This window comes from Thermacetogenium phaeum DSM 12270, assembly GCF_000305935.1.
Taxonomy (GTDB): Bacteria; Bacillota; DSM-12270; order Thermacetogeniales; family Thermacetogeniaceae; genus Thermacetogenium; species Thermacetogenium phaeum.
This window is the reverse complement of the sequence record NC_018870.1, coordinates 2,480,284-2,500,760: the sequence shown is the minus strand read 5'-3', so window position 1 is coordinate 2,500,760 and position 20,477 is coordinate 2,480,284. Positions and strand designations below refer to the sequence as shown.

At 51.0% G+C, this 20,477-nt stretch carries 18 protein-coding genes and 3 tRNA genes; 15 read left to right on the top strand and 6 right to left on the bottom strand.

All coding sequences use genetic code 11. The features are described 5' to 3' along the window. The first annotated feature begins 118 nt into the window (after nucleotides 1-118). From pylSc to TPH_RS12250, 5 genes are all read left to right on the top strand, one after another. Nucleotides 119-958: a pyrrolysine--tRNA(Pyl) ligase large subunit gene (gene pylSc, locus TPH_RS12270; RefSeq protein WP_015051510.1), complete on the top strand. Its 840-nt coding sequence runs from the start codon at nucleotides 119-121 to the stop codon at nucleotides 956-958. Nucleotides 959-1,079: 121 nt separating this feature from the next. Continuing rightward, a complete protein-coding gene (gene pylD, locus TPH_RS12265; RefSeq protein WP_015051509.1) occupies nucleotides 1,080-1,925 on the top strand; it encodes a 3-methylornithyl-N6-L-lysine dehydrogenase PylD in 846 nt (281 codons plus the stop codon). A 136-nt stretch (nucleotides 1,926-2,061) separates the two neighbouring features. Continuing rightward, nucleotides 2,062-2,136 (top strand) — tRNA-Asn (locus TPH_RS12260). 1 nt (nucleotide 2,137) lies between these two features. Continuing rightward, nucleotides 2,138-2,212, top strand: a tRNA-Ile gene (locus TPH_RS12255). Nucleotides 2,213-2,260: 48 nt separating this feature from the next. Then, a tRNA-Val gene (locus TPH_RS12250) sits at nucleotides 2,261-2,336 on the top strand. 229 nt (nucleotides 2,337-2,565) lie between these two features. Here TPH_RS12250 and TPH_RS12245 read toward each other — a convergent pair. Both TPH_RS12245 and TPH_RS12240 read right to left on the bottom strand, forming a co-directional pair. Continuing rightward, nucleotides 2,566-3,984 carry an NCS2 family permease gene (locus TPH_RS12245; protein ID WP_015051508.1) on the bottom strand — a complete coding sequence of 473 codons (1,419 nt, stop codon included), beginning with the start codon at nucleotides 3,982-3,984 and terminating at the stop codon, nucleotides 2,566-2,568. Nucleotides 3,985-4,358: 374 nt separating this feature from the next. Beyond that, a complete protein-coding gene (locus TPH_RS12240; RefSeq protein WP_037999796.1) occupies nucleotides 4,359-5,666 on the bottom strand; it encodes an ATP-binding protein in 1,308 nt (435 codons plus the stop codon). Between the two features lie 215 nt (nucleotides 5,667-5,881). Here TPH_RS12240 and TPH_RS15765 point away from each other — a divergent pair, with 215 nt between their 5' ends. The 5 genes from TPH_RS15765 to rnhA all read left to right on the top strand — a co-directional run bounded on the left by TPH_RS15765 (nucleotide 5,882) and on the right by rnhA (nucleotide 10,135). Beyond that, on the top strand, nucleotides 5,882-6,355 hold the full coding sequence (locus TPH_RS15765; protein ID WP_015051506.1) for a hypothetical protein: 474 nt from the start codon (nucleotides 5,882-5,884) through the stop codon (nucleotides 6,353-6,355). A 400-nt stretch (nucleotides 6,356-6,755) separates the two neighbouring features. Then, on the top strand, nucleotides 6,756-7,433 hold the full coding sequence (locus TPH_RS12230; protein WP_015051505.1) for a YetF domain-containing protein: 678 nt from the start codon (nucleotides 6,756-6,758) through the stop codon (nucleotides 7,431-7,433). Then, nucleotides 7,430-7,831 carry a DUF4363 family protein gene (locus tag TPH_RS12225; RefSeq protein ID WP_015051504.1) on the top strand — a complete coding sequence of 134 codons (402 nt, stop codon included), beginning with the start codon at nucleotides 7,430-7,432 and terminating at the stop codon, nucleotides 7,829-7,831. Before TPH_RS12230 ends, TPH_RS12225 begins: the two co-directional genes overlap by 4 nt. Before the next feature lie 305 nt (nucleotides 7,832-8,136). Further along, complete coding sequence (locus tag TPH_RS12215) at nucleotides 8,137-9,507, top strand: stalk domain-containing protein (protein WP_015051503.1); 1,371 nt, start codon at nucleotides 8,137-8,139, stop codon at nucleotides 9,505-9,507. Nucleotides 9,508-9,703: 196 nt separating this feature from the next. After that, nucleotides 9,704-10,135: a ribonuclease HI gene (rnhA, locus tag TPH_RS12210; RefSeq protein WP_015051502.1), complete on the top strand. Its 432-nt coding sequence runs from the start codon at nucleotides 9,704-9,706 to the stop codon at nucleotides 10,133-10,135. 256 nt (nucleotides 10,136-10,391) lie between these two features. Here rnhA and TPH_RS12205 read toward each other — a convergent pair whose 3' ends face one another. From TPH_RS12205 to TPH_RS12190, 4 genes are all read right to left on the bottom strand, one after another. Continuing rightward, entirely contained in the window at nucleotides 10,392-10,850 is a 459-nt protein-coding gene (locus TPH_RS12205; protein ID WP_015051501.1) for a RidA family protein, read from the bottom strand. A 95-nt stretch (nucleotides 10,851-10,945) separates the two neighbouring features. After that, on the bottom strand, nucleotides 10,946-12,394 hold the full coding sequence (locus TPH_RS12200; RefSeq protein ID WP_015051500.1) for a Na+/H+ antiporter NhaC family protein: 1,449 nt from the start codon (nucleotides 12,392-12,394) through the stop codon (nucleotides 10,946-10,948). A 123-nt stretch (nucleotides 12,395-12,517) separates the two neighbouring features. Then, nucleotides 12,518-13,837, bottom strand: coding sequence for an L-cysteine desulfidase family protein (locus TPH_RS12195; protein ID WP_015051499.1), 1,320 nt, complete (start codon nucleotides 13,835-13,837; stop codon nucleotides 12,518-12,520). 220 nt (nucleotides 13,838-14,057) lie between these two features. Then, on the bottom strand, nucleotides 14,058-14,738 hold the full coding sequence (locus TPH_RS12190; RefSeq protein ID WP_201764453.1) for a helix-turn-helix transcriptional regulator: 681 nt from the start codon (nucleotides 14,736-14,738) through the stop codon (nucleotides 14,058-14,060). 685 nt (nucleotides 14,739-15,423) lie between these two features. Between TPH_RS12190 and TPH_RS12185 the strand changes: the two genes are divergently transcribed. Genes TPH_RS12185 through TPH_RS12165 form a run of 5 tightly spaced genes read left to right on the top strand, consistent with a single transcriptional unit; the run spans nucleotide 15,424 to nucleotide 20,475 of the window. Next, nucleotides 15,424-16,308 carry a CRISPR-associated ring nuclease gene (locus TPH_RS12185; RefSeq protein ID WP_236608795.1) on the top strand — a complete coding sequence of 295 codons (885 nt, stop codon included), beginning with the start codon at nucleotides 15,424-15,426 and terminating at the stop codon, nucleotides 16,306-16,308. A gap of 20 nt (nucleotides 16,309-16,328) precedes the next feature. Beyond that, nucleotides 16,329-17,222, top strand: a complete 894-nt coding sequence (locus tag TPH_RS12180) for a PDDEXK family nuclease (RefSeq protein WP_015051496.1) — start codon at nucleotides 16,329-16,331, stop codon at nucleotides 17,220-17,222. 4 nt (nucleotides 17,223-17,226) lie between these two features. Next, on the top strand, nucleotides 17,227-17,607 hold the full coding sequence (gene csx15 / locus TPH_RS12175; protein ID WP_015051495.1) for a CRISPR-associated protein Csx15: 381 nt from the start codon (nucleotides 17,227-17,229) through the stop codon (nucleotides 17,605-17,607). A 55-nt stretch (nucleotides 17,608-17,662) separates the two neighbouring features. Then, nucleotides 17,663-19,897, top strand: coding sequence for a Cas10/Cmr2 second palm domain-containing protein (locus TPH_RS12170; RefSeq protein ID WP_015051494.1), 2,235 nt, complete (start codon nucleotides 17,663-17,665; stop codon nucleotides 19,895-19,897). Then, complete coding sequence (locus TPH_RS12165; RefSeq protein ID WP_015051493.1) at nucleotides 19,894-20,475, top strand: RAMP superfamily CRISPR-associated protein; 582 nt, start codon at nucleotides 19,894-19,896, stop codon at nucleotides 20,473-20,475. The genes TPH_RS12170 and TPH_RS12165 overlap by 4 nt, the downstream gene beginning before the upstream one ends. Nucleotides 20,476-20,477: the final 2 nt, after the last annotated feature.

Genomic DNA, 20,477 nt, shown 5'->3' with positions numbered 1-20,477 from the left:
AGGGGTTTATCCTTGCGGGGGTTTTTGCTAACGGCGGTGTAAAATCGAGAAGGCGTCTGGGGAAGTTTTCTGCGGATTTGCCCCGGCAGCCGAACAATAAAGCGGGGGATGATCTGAGTTGAGTATCACCTGGACGGAAACGCAGAAGCAGCGGCTCAGCGAACTGGATGCAGGAGAAGACAACATTAAGGGCAGGTTTTTCGATTCCCTTCAGGAGCGCGACAGGGCCTTTCAGGTGCTGGAGAGGGAGCTGGCGGCCAGAAACAGGGAAGCGCTGCAGGTGCTGAGAAACACCACCCGCCGCCCTCTGCTTTCCCTGGTTGAAAGCAGGCTGGTGGAGCGGCTCACGAAAGAAGGTTTTGTGCAGGTGGTGACACCGATTCTGCTGTCCCGAGGCATGCTCGGCAAGATGACCATTACTCCGGATCACCCGCTGTTCAGGCAGGTTTTTTGGGTGGACGGGGATAAGTGCCTGCGGCCGATGCTGGCCCCGAACCTTTACCACCTGTTGCGCGACCTGCTGCGTTTGTGGGGCAAGCCAGTGCGGATCTTCGAAGTGGGCCCCTGTTTTCGCAAGGAATCGGAGGGTATGCGGCACCTCAACGAGTTTACCATGCTCAACCTGGTAGAGCTGGACGACCTCGAAGGACGGCAGGAGGAGAGGCTGCGGCAGCTGGCGGCAATTGCCATGGAAGCGGCGGGGATTAGGGATTATCGGCTGGAGAGGAACAACTGCCACGTTTACGGGGATACCGTCGACATAGTGGCCGGCGACCTGGAACTCGGGTCCGGCTCCTGGGGGCCCCATAAGCTTGATGAGCAATGGGGGATTACGGATCCCTGGGTGGGGATCGGTATCGGGCTGGAGCGCCTGGTGGTAGCCCTCAGGGGACATGGCAACATCCGCAGAGCGGGGCGGAGCCTTTCCTATCTCGACGGTGCCCGTCTGAACATCTGAGATCCCTCGTTGAGGACGGACGGCCGGTAGTTGGGGCAACCGGCCTCCGGGACGCAGGCGGGATGGAACGTGCTCTTTCACTAAATGGTGATTTGTTGGCTAAAGTGAGGATGAAAGGAAGATGACCCGACTTTTGCAGAGCGATGTGGAGAGGATTGCAGAAGAGATCGGCGGTTATGACGAGGAATTGCTTGGAAAAACGGGGCTGACCTTGCGGCAAATAGCCTGCAGGGCTGCCGGTATTTCCGAAAAACTCCTGGAGCAGGCAGCCGGCAGGCTACCGGTTGCCGTTATTCCTGTTACCGCCGGGCAGGGGGTGATCCCCTTTTTTACCCAGGCGGTTCAGGCTGTTGTCCGGCACCTGGGATTTGCCGCAGCGATCCCCGGCGGCTCTGATGTCGTCGGGCTGGCGGAGGCGGTTGCCGAAGGGGCAAGAATTATCTTCCTGGCGGATGACCGGAAGTTCATTGCTCTCAATATCCTCTCCGGGGTTATGGCGGACAACAACGAGGCTACCGGCCGCGGCTTTGTAACCGCCTTAAACGCCCTGGCCGGCGGATTAAGAGGGAAGGAAGTCCTTGTTCTGGGAGCCGGCCCTGTGGGAATGGCGGCCATTTCCCATCTGGTGGTGTTGGGAGCCCGCCCGGCGGTTCTGGACACCGATCCCCTCAAGGCCCGGTTTTTGGAGCTGAACGGCAATCTCATTGTGGAGCACCGGCTGCGCCCGGCCCTGGCGAAATACCGCTATCTTGTCGACGCCACCCCCCGGGGGAATTTCATCGGGGTTGGCGATCTGCACCCCGAAGCCTTTCTGGCCATACCGGGGATGCCTCCGGGGCTCACCCCAGAGGCCTTTGCCGCCTTCCGGGACAGGGTGATTCACGATCCCCTGCAGATCGGTGTGGCTACTATGTTGGCCATGGCTGTGGGGAAACCGGAATCCGGCGGAGGCGATGCCGGGGTATAGGAGGTGTGCCGCCGGATTCAATAATCCGGCAGAACGGGAGAGGGATGGCTCCAACATCAGGAGATGGCGGCTTTTTGTTCGCACCACGGCGTTGACGATGAAGGGTTCTTACTGTATAATGTAAGTGCTGCGAAATTCCTCGGTAGCTCAATGGTAGAGCATCCGGCTGTTAACCGGAGGGTTGCAGGTTCGAATCCTGCCCGGGGAGCCAGGGGCCCATAGCTCAACGGTAGAGCACTCGGCTCATAACCGATTGGTTCCAGGTTCGAATCCTGGTGGGCCCACCATTTTAGAGGTCAGAGGCCGGATGTTGGAGGCCGAAAATGAATATCGTTGGGCGCGTAGCTCAGCGGTAAGAGCGCATGACTCACATTCATGAGGTCGTAGGTTCGATTCCTACCGCGCCCACCAGAAAAGTCCCCCGCTGACCGTGTGGTTGGCGGGGGATTTTCTTGCGCCGCAAGCCTCTCCAGGTCGCCTAAAAATTGGGGTGGCAACCGGCGCTCCTTACCTTAGACCGCTGCAGAGTTGAGCGATGAAAGCGGAGCCTATAGGTTTTTGCCTGGCTGAAGGGATGAGCAGGAAAGGTTAATAAAAAAAGAGCCCGGTAGAGAGATTGCCGGGCTCTTTTTGAGCTTTATCAGATAACCGCCTGGACGATGAAATTGAGGATAAAGAAAAGCGTTGAAACCGTTACCACAGGGTGCACCTTTGCCAGCTGTCCTTTGCAGAGCTTTACGAGGCAGTAGAAGATAAACCCTGCCGCGATGCCGTAGGAAATGCTGTAGCAGAAGGCCATGAAGATTCCGGCGAAGAAAGCAGGGATTGCGTCGTCCATTGAATCCCATTTAATGTCTTTGAACGCCGCCATCATCATGATACCGACGACGATTAATGCCGGTGCGGTTGCAGCCGACGGCACGATGCCCGCAACGGGAGCCAGGAATATTGCCAGTAAGAAAAGAAGGGCGGTCACCAAGCTGGTCAGGCCGGTGCGGCCTCCGGCTCCAATGCCGGCCGCGCTTTCGACGTAAGTGGTCGTGTTGGAAGTGCCGAATAAAGCACCGATTGAGGTGGCGATTGCATCGGCGAAGAGCGCCTTGTCCATTTTGGATTTGAAACCGCTGCTACTCAGCATTGCTTGTTCATCCTCTTCGCTGAAGATGCCGGTTTTGCGGCCGGTACCTATAAAGGTGCCGATTGTGTCGAAGATGTCCGTCAGGCTGAAGGCAAAAATTGTAATCAGAACGATGAGAATTTTTTCGCTGTCGGCAAACAGGGAAGGAAGACCGCTGCTGGTGAAAACCGTTCCGAATACCGATCCCAGTTCGGCAAAGGATGCTGCAATACCGGTGGAAACGCCGATTTCTGAGACATCGACGATCCCCATGGGAATGCCGATGATTGTGGTGCCGATGATGCCCAGCAAAATCGCTCCCTTCACCCTGAGCACGAGCAGGATAACGGTGAGGGCAAGGCCGATCAGGGAAAGCAGAACGGTTGGATTGTTGAAGTCTACCAGTGCGGGGACTGCGCTGGAATTAATAATGGCGGTGCCGCCTTCCAGAACAGTATACGTCCCCGGGTCCGCAGTGAAGTTGATAAGCCCCGCGCTTTTGATCCCTATATAAGCGATGAAGATACCGATGCCTCCGCCGATAGCGCTTTGGAGCCCCCTAGGAATTGCAGTAATGATGACCTTGCGGACTTTGGTTACCGTCAAAACGATATTGATGAGACCGCAGATGAAGACCATCGTCAGCGCCTGCTGCCAGGTGAAGCCTAAGCCGAAGCAGACGGTATAGGTGAAAAAGGCATTTAAGCCCATACCGGGAGCCAGGGCGTAGGGCACATTGGCAAACAGGCCCATGACCAGTGTGCCGACTGCTGAAGCAATGATCGTCGCAAGAAAGACGGCACCCCACGGAATGCCGGTCTGTGATAATATTGCGGGATTGACGAAAATGATGTAAGACATGGTAAAGAATGTTGTCAGTCCGGCGATGATTTCCGTTGACACTGTGGTGCCGTTTTGCTTCAGCTTGAAAAACCTTTCCATCACAAATCCTCCTTTCGAATGTGCTTTTTAAGTTTTTGCCCTTCGTTTATTGAAGAGGGGGGATGAATTCACCGTCACAAAAAAGCAGCGACACAGTCATGCCTGCCATTGAGGCGAAAGAACTGCCGGGCAGGCTTATGCTACTGCGCTTTTTTGTCGAATAACGTATGAATTCACCATTTATACATAGTATCAAATATTTACTCGCTTGTCTTGCTCGAAATTAAATTTTTTTTGCCGGTATGTTTGGCTTCTTTTGGCTGAATTGACACCGAAAGCCGGTGGTTCTCTTATGTGCAAAAAGAACAATCCATGACTCCGAACTCAGCGTGTAGTTGTTTTCAGCAAGCATTTTGCAAACGGCTTCAAAGAGTTCAGGATGATGCCTGTTTTTGCAGCGCCAGGTGACCCTCAAACCAGTCGATAAACTGGTGGGCGGTTCTGGGGGAGCGGCCGTTGTGGCGCTCGGCCCACCTTAAGGCTTCCCTGTGCAAGAGATCCTGCGGCACCAGTATACCCCTCTGCTGTGCCAGTGCTGAAATGATCTTTAAGTACTTCTCCTGATCCGGTGCAGTAAAGATCACCGTGATTCCAAAGCGGTCGGCCAGGGAGAGCTTTTCCTGAACGGTGTCATTTTTACGGATTTCCTCTCCCTCTAAATCGGGGCGGTCGGAGAATTCCTCTTTGACCAGGTGACGGCGATTGGAGGTGGCATAGATCAGCGCGTTATCAGGCCTGCTCTCCAGGCCGCCTTCCAGCACCGCCTTCAGAGCGGTGTAGTTTTCCGTGCTGTCGGCGAAGGTCAGGTCGTCCACGAAGATGATGAACTTCTGCCTGCGCCCCCTGAGAATGCGGATGATTTCCGGGAAGTCTCCCAGATATTCCTTAGGCACTTCGATGATGCGCAGGCCTTGAGAGTGGTACTCGTTCACCAGAGCCTTGACGGTGGATGATTTTCCCGTTCCCCTGTCGCCGTAGAGGAGCACATTGTTGGCAGGATAGCCCTTTAAGAACTGCAAGGTGTTCTCCAACACCTGGGCGCGCTCCTCTTCGTAGCCGTAGAGATCGGAAAGCCTGACCGGATCGGGGAAAGCGATCCCTTTCAGGCGTCCGGATTCTCCTCTTCGCTCCCAGATAAACGCCCTGTAGTGGGCGAAGATCCCCGCACCGACTTCCCTGTAAAATCTTGCGAGTTCGTCCAGGCATTCCTCCCAGCTGCTGCCGGAGAGGAGTGCCTGCTTCAGTTTTTCCTGAGGGCCAGACGTAGTCCCCTCCGGCAGATTGTTGTTCGAGTAGGTCAATTCGGGCAGCTCGTCAAGCAGCGCCTTGTCTAATTTGCAGAGAGCCGCGGCCCGTTCCTTGATTGCGGATGAGGGAACCTGTGCTACAAGCTGCAGCGCCCGCAGGTCATTTCTTACCGCGCCCTCCAGGGCCTTCCAATCCTGGCCGGTGGCGCAGCGTCGGGAAAAGGGGTTGTCGTCGTAGATGATCAGATCGATGACGCGACCGGCAAGGGTCGTGTTGGATGATGCCAGGGAAAAGAAGAGTTCGTTGTAGAGGTTGAGGAATGTAATGGGGTCCGGCCTGCTGCAGAGGGATTCCGCAAGGGCAGTGAAAGTCTTGATCGCATTATCGTCTAAAAGATTCCTGTAAATGGAGAGGGAGGAGAGTGCGAGCCGCATCCGGTAAAATATATCTCCTGTGTTGTTGAAGTCCAAGTCTTTTCACTCCCGGGCGAGTTTTTTTGCTCCTGTAAGGTTAATACCGGCGTCGAGTGATGTCAAGCGTTTTCGCGTGGATTTTTCCGCACCGGAGGGCGATTATACAGTCTGCCTGTGTATAAAGAAAGGGGTGAGAGGGATAATATAGATAAAAATTTTGGGAGGTGTTCTTCGGAGTGAATATTCAAGGAATCCAGCAAAGTCTCAACCAGATCGCCCAGATTTGCAACCAGTTGAATCAGAACGAGCAGGCCAACGTTTCCCGGCTGAACCAGATGGCCGAATACGAGCGTTCGGCCGCCCAGCAGATGCAGCGCTGCATTCAGATGATCAATCAGATTTCCCAACAGCTACAGCAGATCTCCACGGTTCCCAGCGCCCAGTTCACTACACAACCCGGGCAGTTTACTTACACCGTACAGCCCCCGATGGGCGGGACAGGTCAGTTCGGACAGACTGGTCAGCAGACCTTGACCGGAGGCCAGTTCGGAACTTCTGCAACTTTTGAGACGGCGAGGGAGATCGGAGGCCGGGGTGAGAATGAGGGGGATGGCGGTGCCGCCAGGGCCAGTGGACCTGTCAGCAATGTCGGCAGCAGGCCCGGTGGAGGCTTCCCCACATTCAATACCAATAAGGACATCGGACAATAGCCTCTGGTGTGCCTGTATCCTGACAGCGAAATAAGGCTGCCGGTAAGAAACGGCAGCCTTGCTAATTGTAATGTGCTTGTTGCCGTTTCTATTTGTGCCCACCGACGTGGCGTAGGGGCGGACATGGGCATTACCGGCTTTAATGGCGCCGGTAAAGCATCTTTTTCGTTCTCCTTTCTCCGGAGCGGGTCGATGATACGTTCATTCTGTTCCTTGTAGTTGCCCTCAAAGCGCTGCCGACCCGACTATTGTTCAAAAACCTTCACCTTAAGCTTTCGTCCGGCTTCGGAAGCGCCGGGTGGGTTTGTCTTTGCCTCCTTTTAGTTTTGCGAACCTCTTGACAGCATTTTATTTCTGCCCGGTGGTTAAAATATGGTTGATGTGCGCTGGGGGTGGTCAGATGCTCTTAATCGCCGTGCGGGCGTTAATCCTTTATTTGCTGCTCGTTGTAGTAATGCGCCTGATGGGGAAGCGCCAGATCGGGCAGCTGCAGCCTTTTGAGCTGGCGATCACCATTGTCATCGCCGAGCTGGCCGTTATACCCATGAGCGATACGAGGATTCCGCTGACCAACGGGATCATCGGCATCCTGGTTCTGATGTCGGTTGAGATCGCCTTTTCTCTGCTCATCCTCCATAGTGAAAAAGCGCGGAGCATCATCTGTGGAACTCCGACCATTCTGATTAGAAACGGAAAGCCGGATCGGGAGGCCATGCGGCGCGTCCGCGTCAACATCAACGACCTCCTGGAACAGCTCAGGAGCAAGGAATACCCCAACATGTCCGATATTGCCTATGCCGTTCTGGAGACCAACGGTTCCATTTCCGTGATCCCCAGGGCGGATGTTAAACCGCCTACAGCCAGAGATTTAAAAGTGCCGGTTACTCAGCCGGGATTTCCTGTTTCCCTGATCATGGACGGCAAGGTAAACTTGAGAAACCTGCAGATCGCGGGATTGACGGTGGATGTTCTTCTCCAGGAGGCTAACAAGCAGGGCATTCAGGACCTGCGCCAGGTGTTTTTCGCCCAATACACCACTGAAGGGAAGGTCGATTTCATCCTGGATGAAAGGGGATGATGGATGTGAAACGGGTTTTCGGTGCCTACATGATAGTTCTGACCGTTGTCGTCCTGATTATTGCGGGAGGGGTGATTTCCCAGAGGTACTTGCAGCGGAGTGCAGACAGCCTGGCAGCGGAACTGAAGGATGCCAAAGCTCTCATGGAGCAGGATAACTGGGATGAGACGGAGGAATCCTTTGACAGGTTTGTGGGGCACTGGAGAGAGGTGCGCCGGTATTGGGCAATGTTTACCGATCACTTTGAACTGGACAACATCGATATGAAACTGGTGCGTGCCAGGGAGTTCATCCGTACCCGGGATGCGGTCAACGCCTCCGCCGAATTCGGAGAGGCCGTTCAGCTTCTCGAACACATTCCGGAACGGGAGCGCCTTACCCTGAATAATATCTTTTAGCAGCGGTAGATCTTTATGCAGCGCGAACTCCCCTACCGCTGCTGCCGCCATTTGGAGTGATACCCCCCATAAGACGCCCTGTTTTTTAGCGGTTGGAGCTCACCTTGATGGTCATCCAGTTCGGCGTCCGTGTCTGCCACTTTGTGAGCCTCGCTGACTCGTAACTTCCACCCTTTTAAATCCATTCCTGTATTTTTCTTGCCCGGCAGCAAACAGGAAAAAATTATAATTAATAGCAAGCAGGGGATTGCCCGTTGGGGAGAGAAATCATCCTCCAGTTTCCGACTAAAGGAGGTAAATGGGGGATGAGTTGGAGGAAGTTGATTGCTGCCGTTGTCGCTTTGACAGGCTTCCTGGCCTGCTGGTGCCTGACAGCTTCGGCGGCTCAGGCGGTGGAACCGGTGCAGGTCTTTGTTAACGGGAAGAGCGTCTCTTTTCCCGATGTCCGGCCCTTTATCCGGAACGGCAGAACCCTGGTGCCGGTCAGGTTTGTTGTGGAAAATCCTGCTTTCGGAGCAGTTGTTTTTTACGAACCGCAAACGAAAAAGGTGACCATCAAACGGGGCGGCATCACTGTGGATTGTTGGCCTGACAGCCGGACGGTTCTTGTTAATGGTGGGAGCCGCACCATGGATGTTGCCCCTGTTCTCAAAGAGGGCAGAACAATGGTGCCGCTGCGTTTCTTGAGTGAGACTTTCGGAGCCGATGTTGGCTGGGACGGGGTGACGCGGATTGTACGGATCACCATGCCCTTAAGGAGAAAGATCGTCCTGGGCTATTACTACGGGGGTTCTTACAGCGAATTCCTGGAGCGGCACGCCAACCTTACCGATGTTGCCTTTCAATGGTACTCGGCGGATGAAAAGGGGAACCTGGTGGATGAAAAGCCTCAAGGCTACCAGCTGGCATTGGATTACGCCCGTGCCCAGGGGGTACGCACCCAGGTTTCGGTTATTCTTACGGATCCGGTGAAACTCCATGCTCTGCTCGGCAGCCGGGAGGCGCGGCAGAATTTTGTCAACGGCGCCCTCGACCTTGTGGCAAGGGAGGGCTACCAGATCTTCAATCTGGACTTCGAAGGGGTCAAACCGGAGGACCGCAGCGGTTATTATGCGCTCCTCTCAGAGCTTTCGCAGGCTCTCAAGAAGGAGGGGATCGGGTTTTATGCGACGGCACCCGCCATGGAGAAGCCGGTCTCCTGGCATGCTGCCTACGACTACGGGGAGATGGGGAAATACGTCGATAAGGTTGTGATCATGGCCTACGACCTGCACTACCGGACGGGGCCTCCGGGACCCATCGCCCCCTATGACTGGGTCAAGCGCGTCGTCACTTACGCTAGGCAGTTTCTGCCCGCCGACCAGATCATTCTCGGGTTGGGGGTTTACGGCCGTGACTGGCCGGAGGGAAAGCCGGCCACCTCCCTGACCTACCAGGCTGCGGAGGCTCTCGCCGCAGAGCGCCAGGTGCAGCCTGCCTGGCACCCCGTTTACTGCTTACCGCACTTTGAGTACTATGATGAGGCAGGGGTAAGGCATGAGGTCTGGTATGAGAACAGGGCAAGCCTCAAGCTAAAGCTCGACCTGGCCGAGAGTCAGGGGCTCGCCGGGGTGTCTATCTGGCGCCTGGGATACGGATTCCCCGATTTTTGGGCGGATGTGGCCGCCTTTAAATAGGTTGTCTCCGCTGTCTTCTGGTGATGTTTTGACGGGTTGGGCCAGCATGGTTAACATAATAATACTGCTATCAAAATCTCTTGCTCACGATTAACAAAGGGCGCGGCTGCGGCCGGAGAATCGACTCAAGGCAAAGCGGCATCGTCCCAGAATGGCGGCGGCAGCCGGCTGCCGGCAGGGAATGGGGGGTTTCTTGATGAAGGAGGTAACCATTTACACCGACGGTGCCTGCTCCGGGAATCCGGGGCCCGGCGGCTGGGCGGCAGTGCTCGTCTGCAACGGCCATCAGAAGGAGATCAGCGGCCGGGAGGAGCTGACGACGAACAACAGGATGGAGCTTACCGCCTCCATTGAGGCACTGAAGCAATTGAAAGAACCCTGTCATGTCCACATCTATTCCGATAGCGCCTACCTGGTCAACGCCTTTCAGAAGAAATGGGTTAAAAACTGGAAGAAAAACGGCTGGCGGACGGCTTCAGGAAGACCGGTGGAAAACAGAGACCTGTGGGAGGAACTGCTTGCGGTCATGCGGCCTCACAGTGTTTGCTGGCATAAGGTAGAGGGGCACCGGGGGAACCCCTACAACGAGCGCTGCGACAGGTTGGCTAAGAAGAGGATCAGGGGATAGGGGGTGGTGATTTCCTAATTGTCTTATGCAATAATGCCATTAAAGGAGAACCGGCGAATTAAATTGTGGAAAATGTTAAGAGGGGTATAAAAAGTTTCCCGCAACCTGCAGGGGGGGCACTACGGCCTACTGATCATGTATGATATAGAATGCGAGGGAGCGGAGAATAACCGTTCCCTCGCATGTTCTTAATTGTTTTAAATATTAGTTAACAGCAAGTCCCTGCCGAAAGGAAATAAGTATTTTGCGCATCGTACTATTCAATCTCCACAACCAACTCTACTTCTACCGAAGCATCAAATGGTAGGGCAGTTACTCCTACAGCTGAGCGGGCATGATGTCCTTTGTCTCCAAAAATTTTAACGAGTAAATCAGATGCTCCGTTAATAACTTTGTGCTGTTCAGTAAAATTAGGATCACTGTTGACAAAACCGACAACTTTGACAATCCTTTTTACCCTGTCTAAAGAACCCAGTACTTTTTTAATCACAGCTAGTGAATTAATGGTAGAAGCCTTTGCTGCCTCATATGCATCTTCCAATGAGACGTTCCTGCCTACTTTACCTTTATACTTCAATTCGCCACTAACTGTGCAAAGCTGTCCTGATACAAACAACAGTTTTCCGCCACATACAGCAGGCACATAAGATGCCACAGGCTTTGATACATTGGGTAATGTTATACCTAATTCAGCTAAATATTGTTCTACTTCCATTTATCAACGCTCCTTACTACCTTTAGAAGATGGCCTTGTTTGGTTAGTGTCAAGGTACATGAACATTTTTGGACAAACTATACTTGTATTTCTAATTACTTACTTATAGTAGGCAATTCTGCTACCTCTTGGCCGCCTTTCCCCTCAAATTTCCTTCCCCATCCAGAGACACAAGCAAAGAGCATAACAAACCAGAGTGCCCAGCTGTAGAACACAGAGAAAAACAAGGATGACGGATCTAATGGAGTTACGAAAGTATATGTGGAAGAAACTGTTTTCATCGTACCTAACAACAATAAAATACATCCACCATAGGGAACAAAGAAAGGAAAGGAACAAACAGCAGCACTTAAAATATCTGCCCTTCTTACTGGATGCAAATCATTTTCTTTGCCGATAGCATTAACAAAAGGAGCTACACAAATATTTGCAATTGTATTAATGGCGGCAATTAAAATTCCGAAAACTGTTACCAAGCTGAAAATTGATAGCTCTGCACCTCGCGGGCTTTTGATTACTTTTTCGCTGAGCCAGTCAACGGTAGTTTGCATACAACCGCTTTTTACAAGGATATTACCCATTGATACAACGATAATCAGGAGAATGCAGACTGTTGTCATTCCTGAAACCCCTTCGGGAATTGCGCCTACCACAGCACCATCTTTGATGGCGATTAAGTCACTGAACGAGAAGAGACCTGCTGCCATACCGATCAAAATAGCCAGGAGTATACCTGTGGTCAAGGAAACATAAATACCCCGCCCTTTAATTGCCATAATAATAACAACTGCAGTTGGTATCAATAGTAGGAGTCCCATTGGGTTCTGGTACTGCTCCAAGATGCTGCTTGCACTGCTAACGTCAGCAGCAGAAGTAGAACCGCCAAAAATTGCAAATAAAATTACAGCAATCAGCCCCGCAAGAAGAGCATACTTTGATCGTGACTTAACAGTTGCGCCTATTTCGGCCGAACCTTCTTTGTTTTTATATTCTTGGCTTGTTGCCGCTATAATTGTTGTATCGGAGACCGGGGCGAGGCTGTCTCCAAAAGCTGCTCCACTTAAAATTGCACCGCCTAAAACAACTGGGTCGCAGCCTAAAAGAACGCCTGCAGGGTAAATAATAAAGCCCATTGTAGCTATTGTTCCGAAACCTGTACCTGTAGATATGGCAAATATGGCGGAGAAAATAAATGCTGCTACAGTAAAAACAGCGCCTGTTACACCGATTTTACAGCTTACCCAAACCAATCCTTCAACAATTTGGCCGCTCTTCAGCACTCCTCCGTAAATACCAACTATCAACCATATCAAAACGGCGATCATACCGACTTTAGAACCCAAACCCTCTACTATTACATCCCAGTATTTGCTCTTATCTTTTGCAAAAAACATCCCAACCATCAAACCTATTAATCCCGCAGCTATCATCATATTTAAATCTGCTGCTTTCAGAAAAGATAATGTAATTGTAATAACTATAAAGATAGCAAAAGGGATTAACCCAAAAAACTGATTAAATCTGAACTCAAGTCTATCATCCATATTTTTCACTCCTTATTTTATAATGTTTATACTCTTTTTGCCTTGCTGGGTATTTATTTTTATACTACAATGTATGCTATAGTTAGTCATAGTAGTCATAATCCCTTGATATGCCATTGGGGATTATGACTTCTTTTTTGTATTGGCTTTATCTCTGCGCCTGCTTACCATAATGTCTATGATTACGTCATTGGTCTTCAACATCCCTGGGCAGGCTATTTTACCGATGTTTTGCATAGTTTCTTCAGCACTATTTCCTACAATCCCACTGTCATCGGGAATGCGTACATTCTTTATTGCAAACAAGGCTGACAAAATGGCTGCTTCTGCTGCGGTGACGGCCTTGAAGGAACACCCGAAGTTTCCACCATCGCAAATAATACCTGTAATATTGCATGCCATATTCTTAATTGCATATCCTATTTGCTCTATATTGCCACCGAAAAGGTATGTTGCTCCACTGCTTACGCCAGTTCCTGCCGCAACTGCACATCCACAAAATGCAGACAACCTTCCAGCAAACGCTTTAATATAAGCTGTTACTAAATAACTTAATGCTATTGCTCTGGCTAATTTTTCTTCATCAATTTTTTTCTTTTCAGCAATGGCAATCAGGGGCAAGGTTGAGATCAGGCCATGATCTCCACTTCCACAAATTGACATAGCAGGTTTAGGAACACCGCCCATCCTTGCATCAATTGCGTATGCTGTTAGCATTTGGGAGCATACAATAATGTTGTCATCTAAAACATTTTCCTCAACTAGTTCACGCAACGCTTTTCCGATACCCATACCAGGGCCATTAAGTCCTTCTTGTGCCAACTCCTTGTTGATCTTGACTGCTTCCATTACAAACTCGATATCTTCATAGGGCACATTTTCTACAAAATCGACTATATCTTTTAATGTCAATTCTTTGATATTTAATGACCTGCTGTGTTCATGGGAATCGTCTTTTTGCTCTGCTTGATAAACTGCTTTTCCATTAGACTCAACTAAAACTATATTATCGTGCTTATCCCGAATTACTGCTTTGCCAACGCCACAATTCGTTTTTACTACAGCCTCAATAACTAAATCAGTTACCCCTCTTTTAACGTTGACCTCAGCAACTCCCTCCTCTCTCATTTTTTTGGCCTTCTCAATGTCTTCTTTGCTAATGGTGCTCAGGACTTTTAATCCTAGGCTAGGGTCTCCAGCAATAGCACCCAAAATTGCTGCCAACTCATTTCCCATGTCATCGGTTCCTGGTATTGCACAAGAAAAGCCATTTTTAAAAACGCCCTCATCAGTACTTACAGTTATCTTTTCAATATCACCTCCTATAGCTTCATATGCCTTAGCCGAAGCCAATGCAATTGCACCTGGTTCTGTTACCCCCAGAGCAGGTGCCATTTCACCCTTCAAAAAAGCGGCCAAGTCCCTCATGCCCTGTAGGTCCATATCTCTTCCTCCTCGCAAATTTGATTTGTAATTTATCATAGAACCTTTGCTTAAAAATGATTCAAAGGTTCTTGATAATCTGATGTGCTTCTGCGAAGCTCAACGTACGATGGCCCGAGGTCGCCCTTAAAAACTTCGAAAATTTCTTGTTGGATGCATTTATGGATTAACTTCTTAAAGAGTATTTGCTAACATCTATGAGGTTAATTCTGTTGTGGCTTTAAGTTGTTTCATCTGCTGTTATTTCATCTAAATAGTTGTAAATTGTGTATCTAGATACTTTTAGGGTCTTTGCAACAAAATCTACAGCTCCCTTAATTTTAAATACCCTGCATTTATTCAAGTAAGCCACGATTTTGAGCTTGTCTTCTTTTGTTTGAAATTCTACGGGCTTATTAACTATGGAGAGACTTTTATCTATCATCATTTGTAAAAATTCAGTAGTATTATTGGGGAAATTCTCCATCGCATTATTCTCTGTTTCGTCTATACAAAGCAAGTCATCAACAAAATCTTTAACACCCAGCAATTGAGATATATCAATGTTAATACAAAGAGCCCCAATAACCTCCCCCTTTTCGTCCCTTAATAAAAATGTTGATGATTTCAACTGCTTACCATTACTTGCTTTTGTAAAATAGTTAATAACCATATCGTTTTCATTTGGGGCTGCTGCCAAATCAAGCAAAAAGTCTGTTGCTGGTGAGCCAATATTTCTCCCAGTTACATGACCATTTGCTATAGCGATAATAGATGAATCAGGGTTGGAAATATCATGGAGGACTATTTCGCAGTTTCTTCCTAACGTCTTACCTAACCCCTCGACAATTTTTTTTAATGTACCTAATGTGTGATGCATTTGCTTTTCAGCCCTTCCATAACCCAAAAATATCTTTATCAAAATTATTTGTATGTTCTTTGATAAGATACTTCAACAATTTTAATAAATATCCTTCTTTTATACTAAAATTTTTTGTATTTTTGTCAAGCTATAATTTTCCGCATTAGACCTTAATCCAGCCGCTTACGATTGACGTTGGGTTCGGCCTCTTCGCATATAAAGAAGCTCGTTCTTCTTGGAACCAGAAGCTGTATGTGGTTCACAGCCAACAGCTTACCCACAAGAATTCAGAAGAAACAGGATTAAGAGGCGCAGATTTAAAATTTAATCGGCAGGAAAAAGGCGACAGGTGTCGAATAGTTTGCTCCAGAAACTGCTAATCCGGTATGATGGGCACCGAGCCTTAGCATGGGGTTCTGCTCAATAATTCCGTAAACAGCCCGGGTCGTGAGGCGGCCGTTTCCAGCAAGAGGATAAATGTAATCAACATGATAAAGTAATAATAAGATGGTTGTATAAAAGCAGTATTCCCAAAAGTGAGAATCGTAGAAAGGCAGGAAGCAACAACCTGCCTTTTTGTATTCTAAATGCTCTCTTGCACCTAAGCTTGAAGATTTTAATAGTGGTTTTTGTTTTAAATAAGATGCCTTGTCATTAGCGCTTTCATTATTGAATAGTAGTTTCTTACTAAGAAAAAGAGTAGCCAGGTGTCTGGTTTCTACAACAGCTTTCGAGGATGATGAGGATGAATATGGATGGCGATGCAGGGGGAAACGGGGAAGTATTGATTGCAACCCTCGGCATGGAGCCTCAAGTGGTAACTATAACCCTTGACCGGCTTTTATATCTCGGTTACCAGATTAAGGAGGTTGCTGTAGTCTACACTTTTAGCCCGGGAATTGAAGAGTCGCTGGCGACGATCGAGGCCGAGTACGCAAAAGGCTTATATCCCGGCGTGCGGTTGCGGAAGGCTCCGGTTGTTTCCTCCGCAGGTCCGGTGGTCGACTTCTGTGGCGAAGAGGAACTGCGGGCCCTGCTCCGCACCCTTTATGGAGAAGTTCGCCGCGCCCGTCGCAGTGGGGCCACTGTGCACCTCTGCGTATCGGGGGGGCGCAAGGTGATGGGAATAATCGGAATGGTTGTCGCCCAGCTGCTTTTCGGCCCCCGAGACTGCGTCTGGCACCTGATAACCGAAGGGTGGCATCCCGGAGCGGAACGCCGCCTGCACCTTAAGCCTACCGACAGGGCCTGGCTGGTTTCCGTGCCTGTGTTGCGCTGGAACGAGGCCGGCACCCTTCTGCGGACGGTGGCGGAACTGGAAGATCCGGCGGAGGTGGTTGCCTGGTACGAACGGTTGAGCAGAGAGAACAGGATGAAGCGGGAGGAGGAGTTCATCCACCGCTGGCTGACCAAGGCTGAGCGGGATGTGACACGCCTGGTGTGCAAAGGGCTGAATAACGCCGCTGTCGCCAGAGCCCTCTGCAAGAGCGAGCAAACGGTGGCGAATCAGCTCTGCAGTATTTACGAAAAGCTCAGGGAATGGCTCGGCCACCCTGACTGTACTGTAGACCGCAGCGTTCTGATCGCCGAATTTGCGCCTTATTTCGCAAAGATGGAGGAGAAAGGATAAAAAAGGGGGGAAAGGGTGCTGTGAAAGATACGATAATAATCTCCCTTGTCGGTGAGCAGCCGATACCTAACCTTCTGGCTCTATTGTATGCGCGGCCTAAGATGGCGGCATTTGTCTTAACAGAGCGCACGAAGGAGGTTTATGAGCGCCTGTGTTCGGTTCTAAAACTGCGCGGTGTCGAGTGGGGTATGATGATTGAAGATGAGCCAATTGAAGTTGACCCGTATAATCTGCCTGTTTGTGAGAGAAAAATTAAGCGGTTTCTTGAGGAAAAGGGTTGGTCTCCGGACGGTATTGTGTTCAACCTTACGGGTGGTACTAAACCGATGGCGCTGGCAGCTTACCGTTTGGCGGAGCAGCTTTCCTGCCCTTTTCTATACATTGAGAGCGAGGGAAAGAAAAGTGTTGTTTATCATTATCGGTTTTCGGATGGTCTGAAACTTGAAAAACGGGATGAGGTTCCTCTGCTGATCGATATAGATTTTTATCTTAGAGCTCATCTTGCTGATTATCATGTCGCGGATTTCCATAATGAGTTTGAAAAGATGATATACGGAGTGCTGAGTCAGGAACTTGATGAAGTTAAACACTCAGTAAAACCGCTGGGAGGGCTGGAAATCGATCTCGTACTAAGATGCGGTAATCGGGTAGGAATTGCTGAAACGAAAACGAGGAAGAAGGCTCAAAGTAAGGAAGGTATCGAACAGATAATCACCGCAGCTGAGCAGCGTTTCTTGGGCACTTATACAAAAAAATTTCTCATTATAGACCGGGAATATGAGCCTAATAACTTTGCTTTAGCAAGAGCACATGGGATTACAGTTGTCGAACTTCCTTCAGCGCAAAGCGGAGAGTTGTCTCGGGAAGACACAGAAAAGCTGATCCAAACGGTAAAAAAAGAACTAGGGGGTTAATCTCTTGGTCATTATCAACTATTCTCATCCTTTGACTCCTGAACAGCTGCAGCAACTGGAGAAGATTGCCGGTGAGAAGGTAGAAAGGGTAATAGAAGTCGACGCTCAAATCGATCCTCAGAAACCTCTTGCCCCCCAGGTTGTGGCCATGGCCGAGCGGACCGGGCTCGCTGCAAAGGAATGGCAAACAGTGCCGATTCTCGTCAACCCGCCGTCTTTAAACATCAGCGCAGCGGTGCTTATGGCAGAGCTGCACGGGAGGATGGGATACTTTCCGCCGGTACTGCGGCTGCGGCTCGTTCGCGGGTCCCTCCCACCCCGCTTCGAGGTGGCCGAAATCATCAATTTGCAGGCGGTGCGGGAGGGGGCGCGGGCAAAGAGGTAAAGCAGAGGAACAGGCAGTCTTTGCTGCATGAGAATATATAGGAGGTGGTAATAACTTGGCGTTTGTAAACTGGTTGGAGGATGTTTGCAACCCTTTAGGTTGCCCTGAGAAGGTGGACCGTCCGCCATCTGATGCTTTTTGTTGGGTTCATCCGGTCACCGGTAGCTGCTATTACCTCGAAAGAGAAAAGGCTGCTGAGATTACCAACGCGGGGCTGGCCTGGTCAGAGGTTTTAATTAAAGAAAAGGGGCATAAAAGCGCCGCCGAACAACTGTCCTGTTTGTTTGCCCAGCGGGATGTATTCAGCCGCAAGCAGTATCTCAAGGAATCCGGCTTCGATTGTGAAAGCGCTCAAAGCGATGCCTCCGGTATCCCTCCGGTGGCTCTGTGGCCGGAGCTGCCTTACCCCGGGTGCAGTCGTTCTTTCTCCGGCTGGATTAGAGGGGAAAAGAAAGATTGCGTTCGGCTGGCAGATTTCCTGCTCCTGCGTACAGGCTTATTCTACGCCCTGGCAGCCGAACAGGTACAGCGGGAGGATTGGTCGGCGCTTTCTCTCACTTCCCTCCTCGACGGGTGCGAGATCTACGCTGGGGGAAAAGGCTTATCCTTCTTAGCGCCGATCCCGGAGCGGCTCCAGGATGCCTATACAGCGGCCTCCCTCCTGGCAGGCTATCCAGAAGAGCTCGTTCCGGGGATAACAGCTACCTCTTGGGATCATTTGCCTCCTTTGGAGTTGGTTGTAGGAGGAGCCTTCAAAGTAAAGGAGTATTACCTGGAAACAAACCGCATCGGCGAGATTCGAGGCGCCAGCGTCTTGCTGGACGACATCAACCGCAAGCGTTTTTTCCGAATGTTTCGCGAACTGCCGGGTTTGACTGGAGCGTCTTTGATATACGCCGGGGGCGGTCACCTGCTGGCCGTGGTGCCTGCCGGCAAGGGGGAAATGGTGGCCGGGGAGATCGAGCGATTGTACCGTGAGGTCTGTCTCACTGCCCGGGCCGTGGGTGTGAGCTGCCGGGTACATGCTGCCGAGCTGAGCGATTTTTCAAGCTTGAACCGCAGGCTGAACGATGAAATTGTTGATAGGCGCAGTGTGCTGATCCCTGCTTGGGACGCGGAAAAAGGGGATATAGAGCTTTACGCCGACGGGTCTTTAAATGTTTCGAGCTTTCCTCTGCCGGACGCCGGTGGAAGGTGGTGCGATTCATGTGGCATCCGTCCGGCCGTAAAGCAGTGGAAATATGAGGATGAAGAGCGGCCTCTCTGTGCGTCCTGCCTGCGGAAGCAGATTGTAGGTCAAAGTGCCAGGAAGACGGTTTTTGCTGCCGATTACCGGGAGTTTTGGGAGGCGCGGGGAGTGCAGGCGGATCTTCCTGCCGCTCAGGAGATCAGCGAAATCGCCGACTCCAATGAGGAGATCGCAGTAATCTATGCCGACGGCAATAACTTCGGTTCTCTCTTCGGGCAGTGTAATTCCCTCGCTCATCTGCGCATGCTGAGTCAGTTCACCGAGAATGCTGCCTATACGGCTGCTTTTACTGCTATTAAAGAGCACCAGGCGCTATTAGATAACGGGGCGGTTGAGATAATCGCTTTGGGCGGTGATGATGCCTTTATCATTGTCCCGGCGCAGGCCGCCTTGCCGCTGGCTGTTGCTATAGGGAAGTGTTTCGACAGATTGTTTAAGAACCTCTCCGAGGGTAAAGCCGGCCCAACCCTTTCGGTCGGTGTGATTATTGCCGGGGCGAAGACGCCGGTGCGCTACCTCTTCGAGGTGGCACAGGCCCTTCTTAAGGAAGCCAAAAAGCGTGCTTACAGGGATTTGGCAAAGGGGGAGTTGAAGGAAGGGACGCTGGACATCGCCGTTTTGGCCTCCTATGGTGCTTACGAGGACAATATAACTGTTTACCGTTCGGAAACTTTTTGTAAAAACGGCGTCAAGCTCACCCTGCGGCCGTATACCTTTACTCAGGCCGAAAACCTCATGAAGGCGCTGTGCCGGCTTCAGACGAGCCGAGAGATTCCCGGAAGAAGCTGGTTTTACGGGCTGCGTCAGGCAGCGGTGAGTTACGGCATGCAGGTGGCCAACCTCTTTTTCAATTACCAGTTCTCTCGTCTACCGGAGGCGCAACAGAAGGCACTGCGGAATTGCTGGCATATCTTAACAGGACAGCATGGGGATCCGGCCATGTTTTGTGAGATAGAAGAGATAGAAGGCAGCAGTTGCTGCCCCTGGATCGATGTGGTGGAGCTCTGGAACTATGTCGGGTCAGGAGGTGAAAGCAGTTGAAGAGGGCAAAGCTCTGCATTGAATACCGGTTGAAGCTTAAAACTCCTGTACATATTGGCACCGGTACCGGGGGAGCGGGTTTTTTGGACAGCTACACTTACCGGGAAAACGGAATTCCCATCATTCCCGGGTCGACAATTAAAGGAAGGCTGCGGGCTGCCGTGAGGGCGCTGGCAGGGGCGGGAATGTACGGAGAAGCGGGGATCTGCCGGGGCTCCGATGACTGCAGCTGCCTGGAGTGCCTGATCTTCGGCCGTGCGGAATACAGGAAGGGTTGTCTCTGCTTTGACGACGCCCGACCGGTGCAAGAGGAAAATGAGCACTGGCTCGGCGTCCGCTCCGGCATCGGGATCGACCGCTACCGGAGGGTAGCTCGAGACGGCGCACTGTATACAGTGGAAACGACCGGTGGGGAGAATCTGGTCTATCGCGGCCGGATCAGCGGGACAGTGCCGGAGGTTTATCGGGATCAGGTAATAGCAGTCCTGAAGGATGCCTTTGCCTACAATTACTCCCTTGGCTTTGGAAAGAGCCGCGGCCTGGGGTGGTTTCAATCAGAAATAATGGAGGAGAAGTAGGA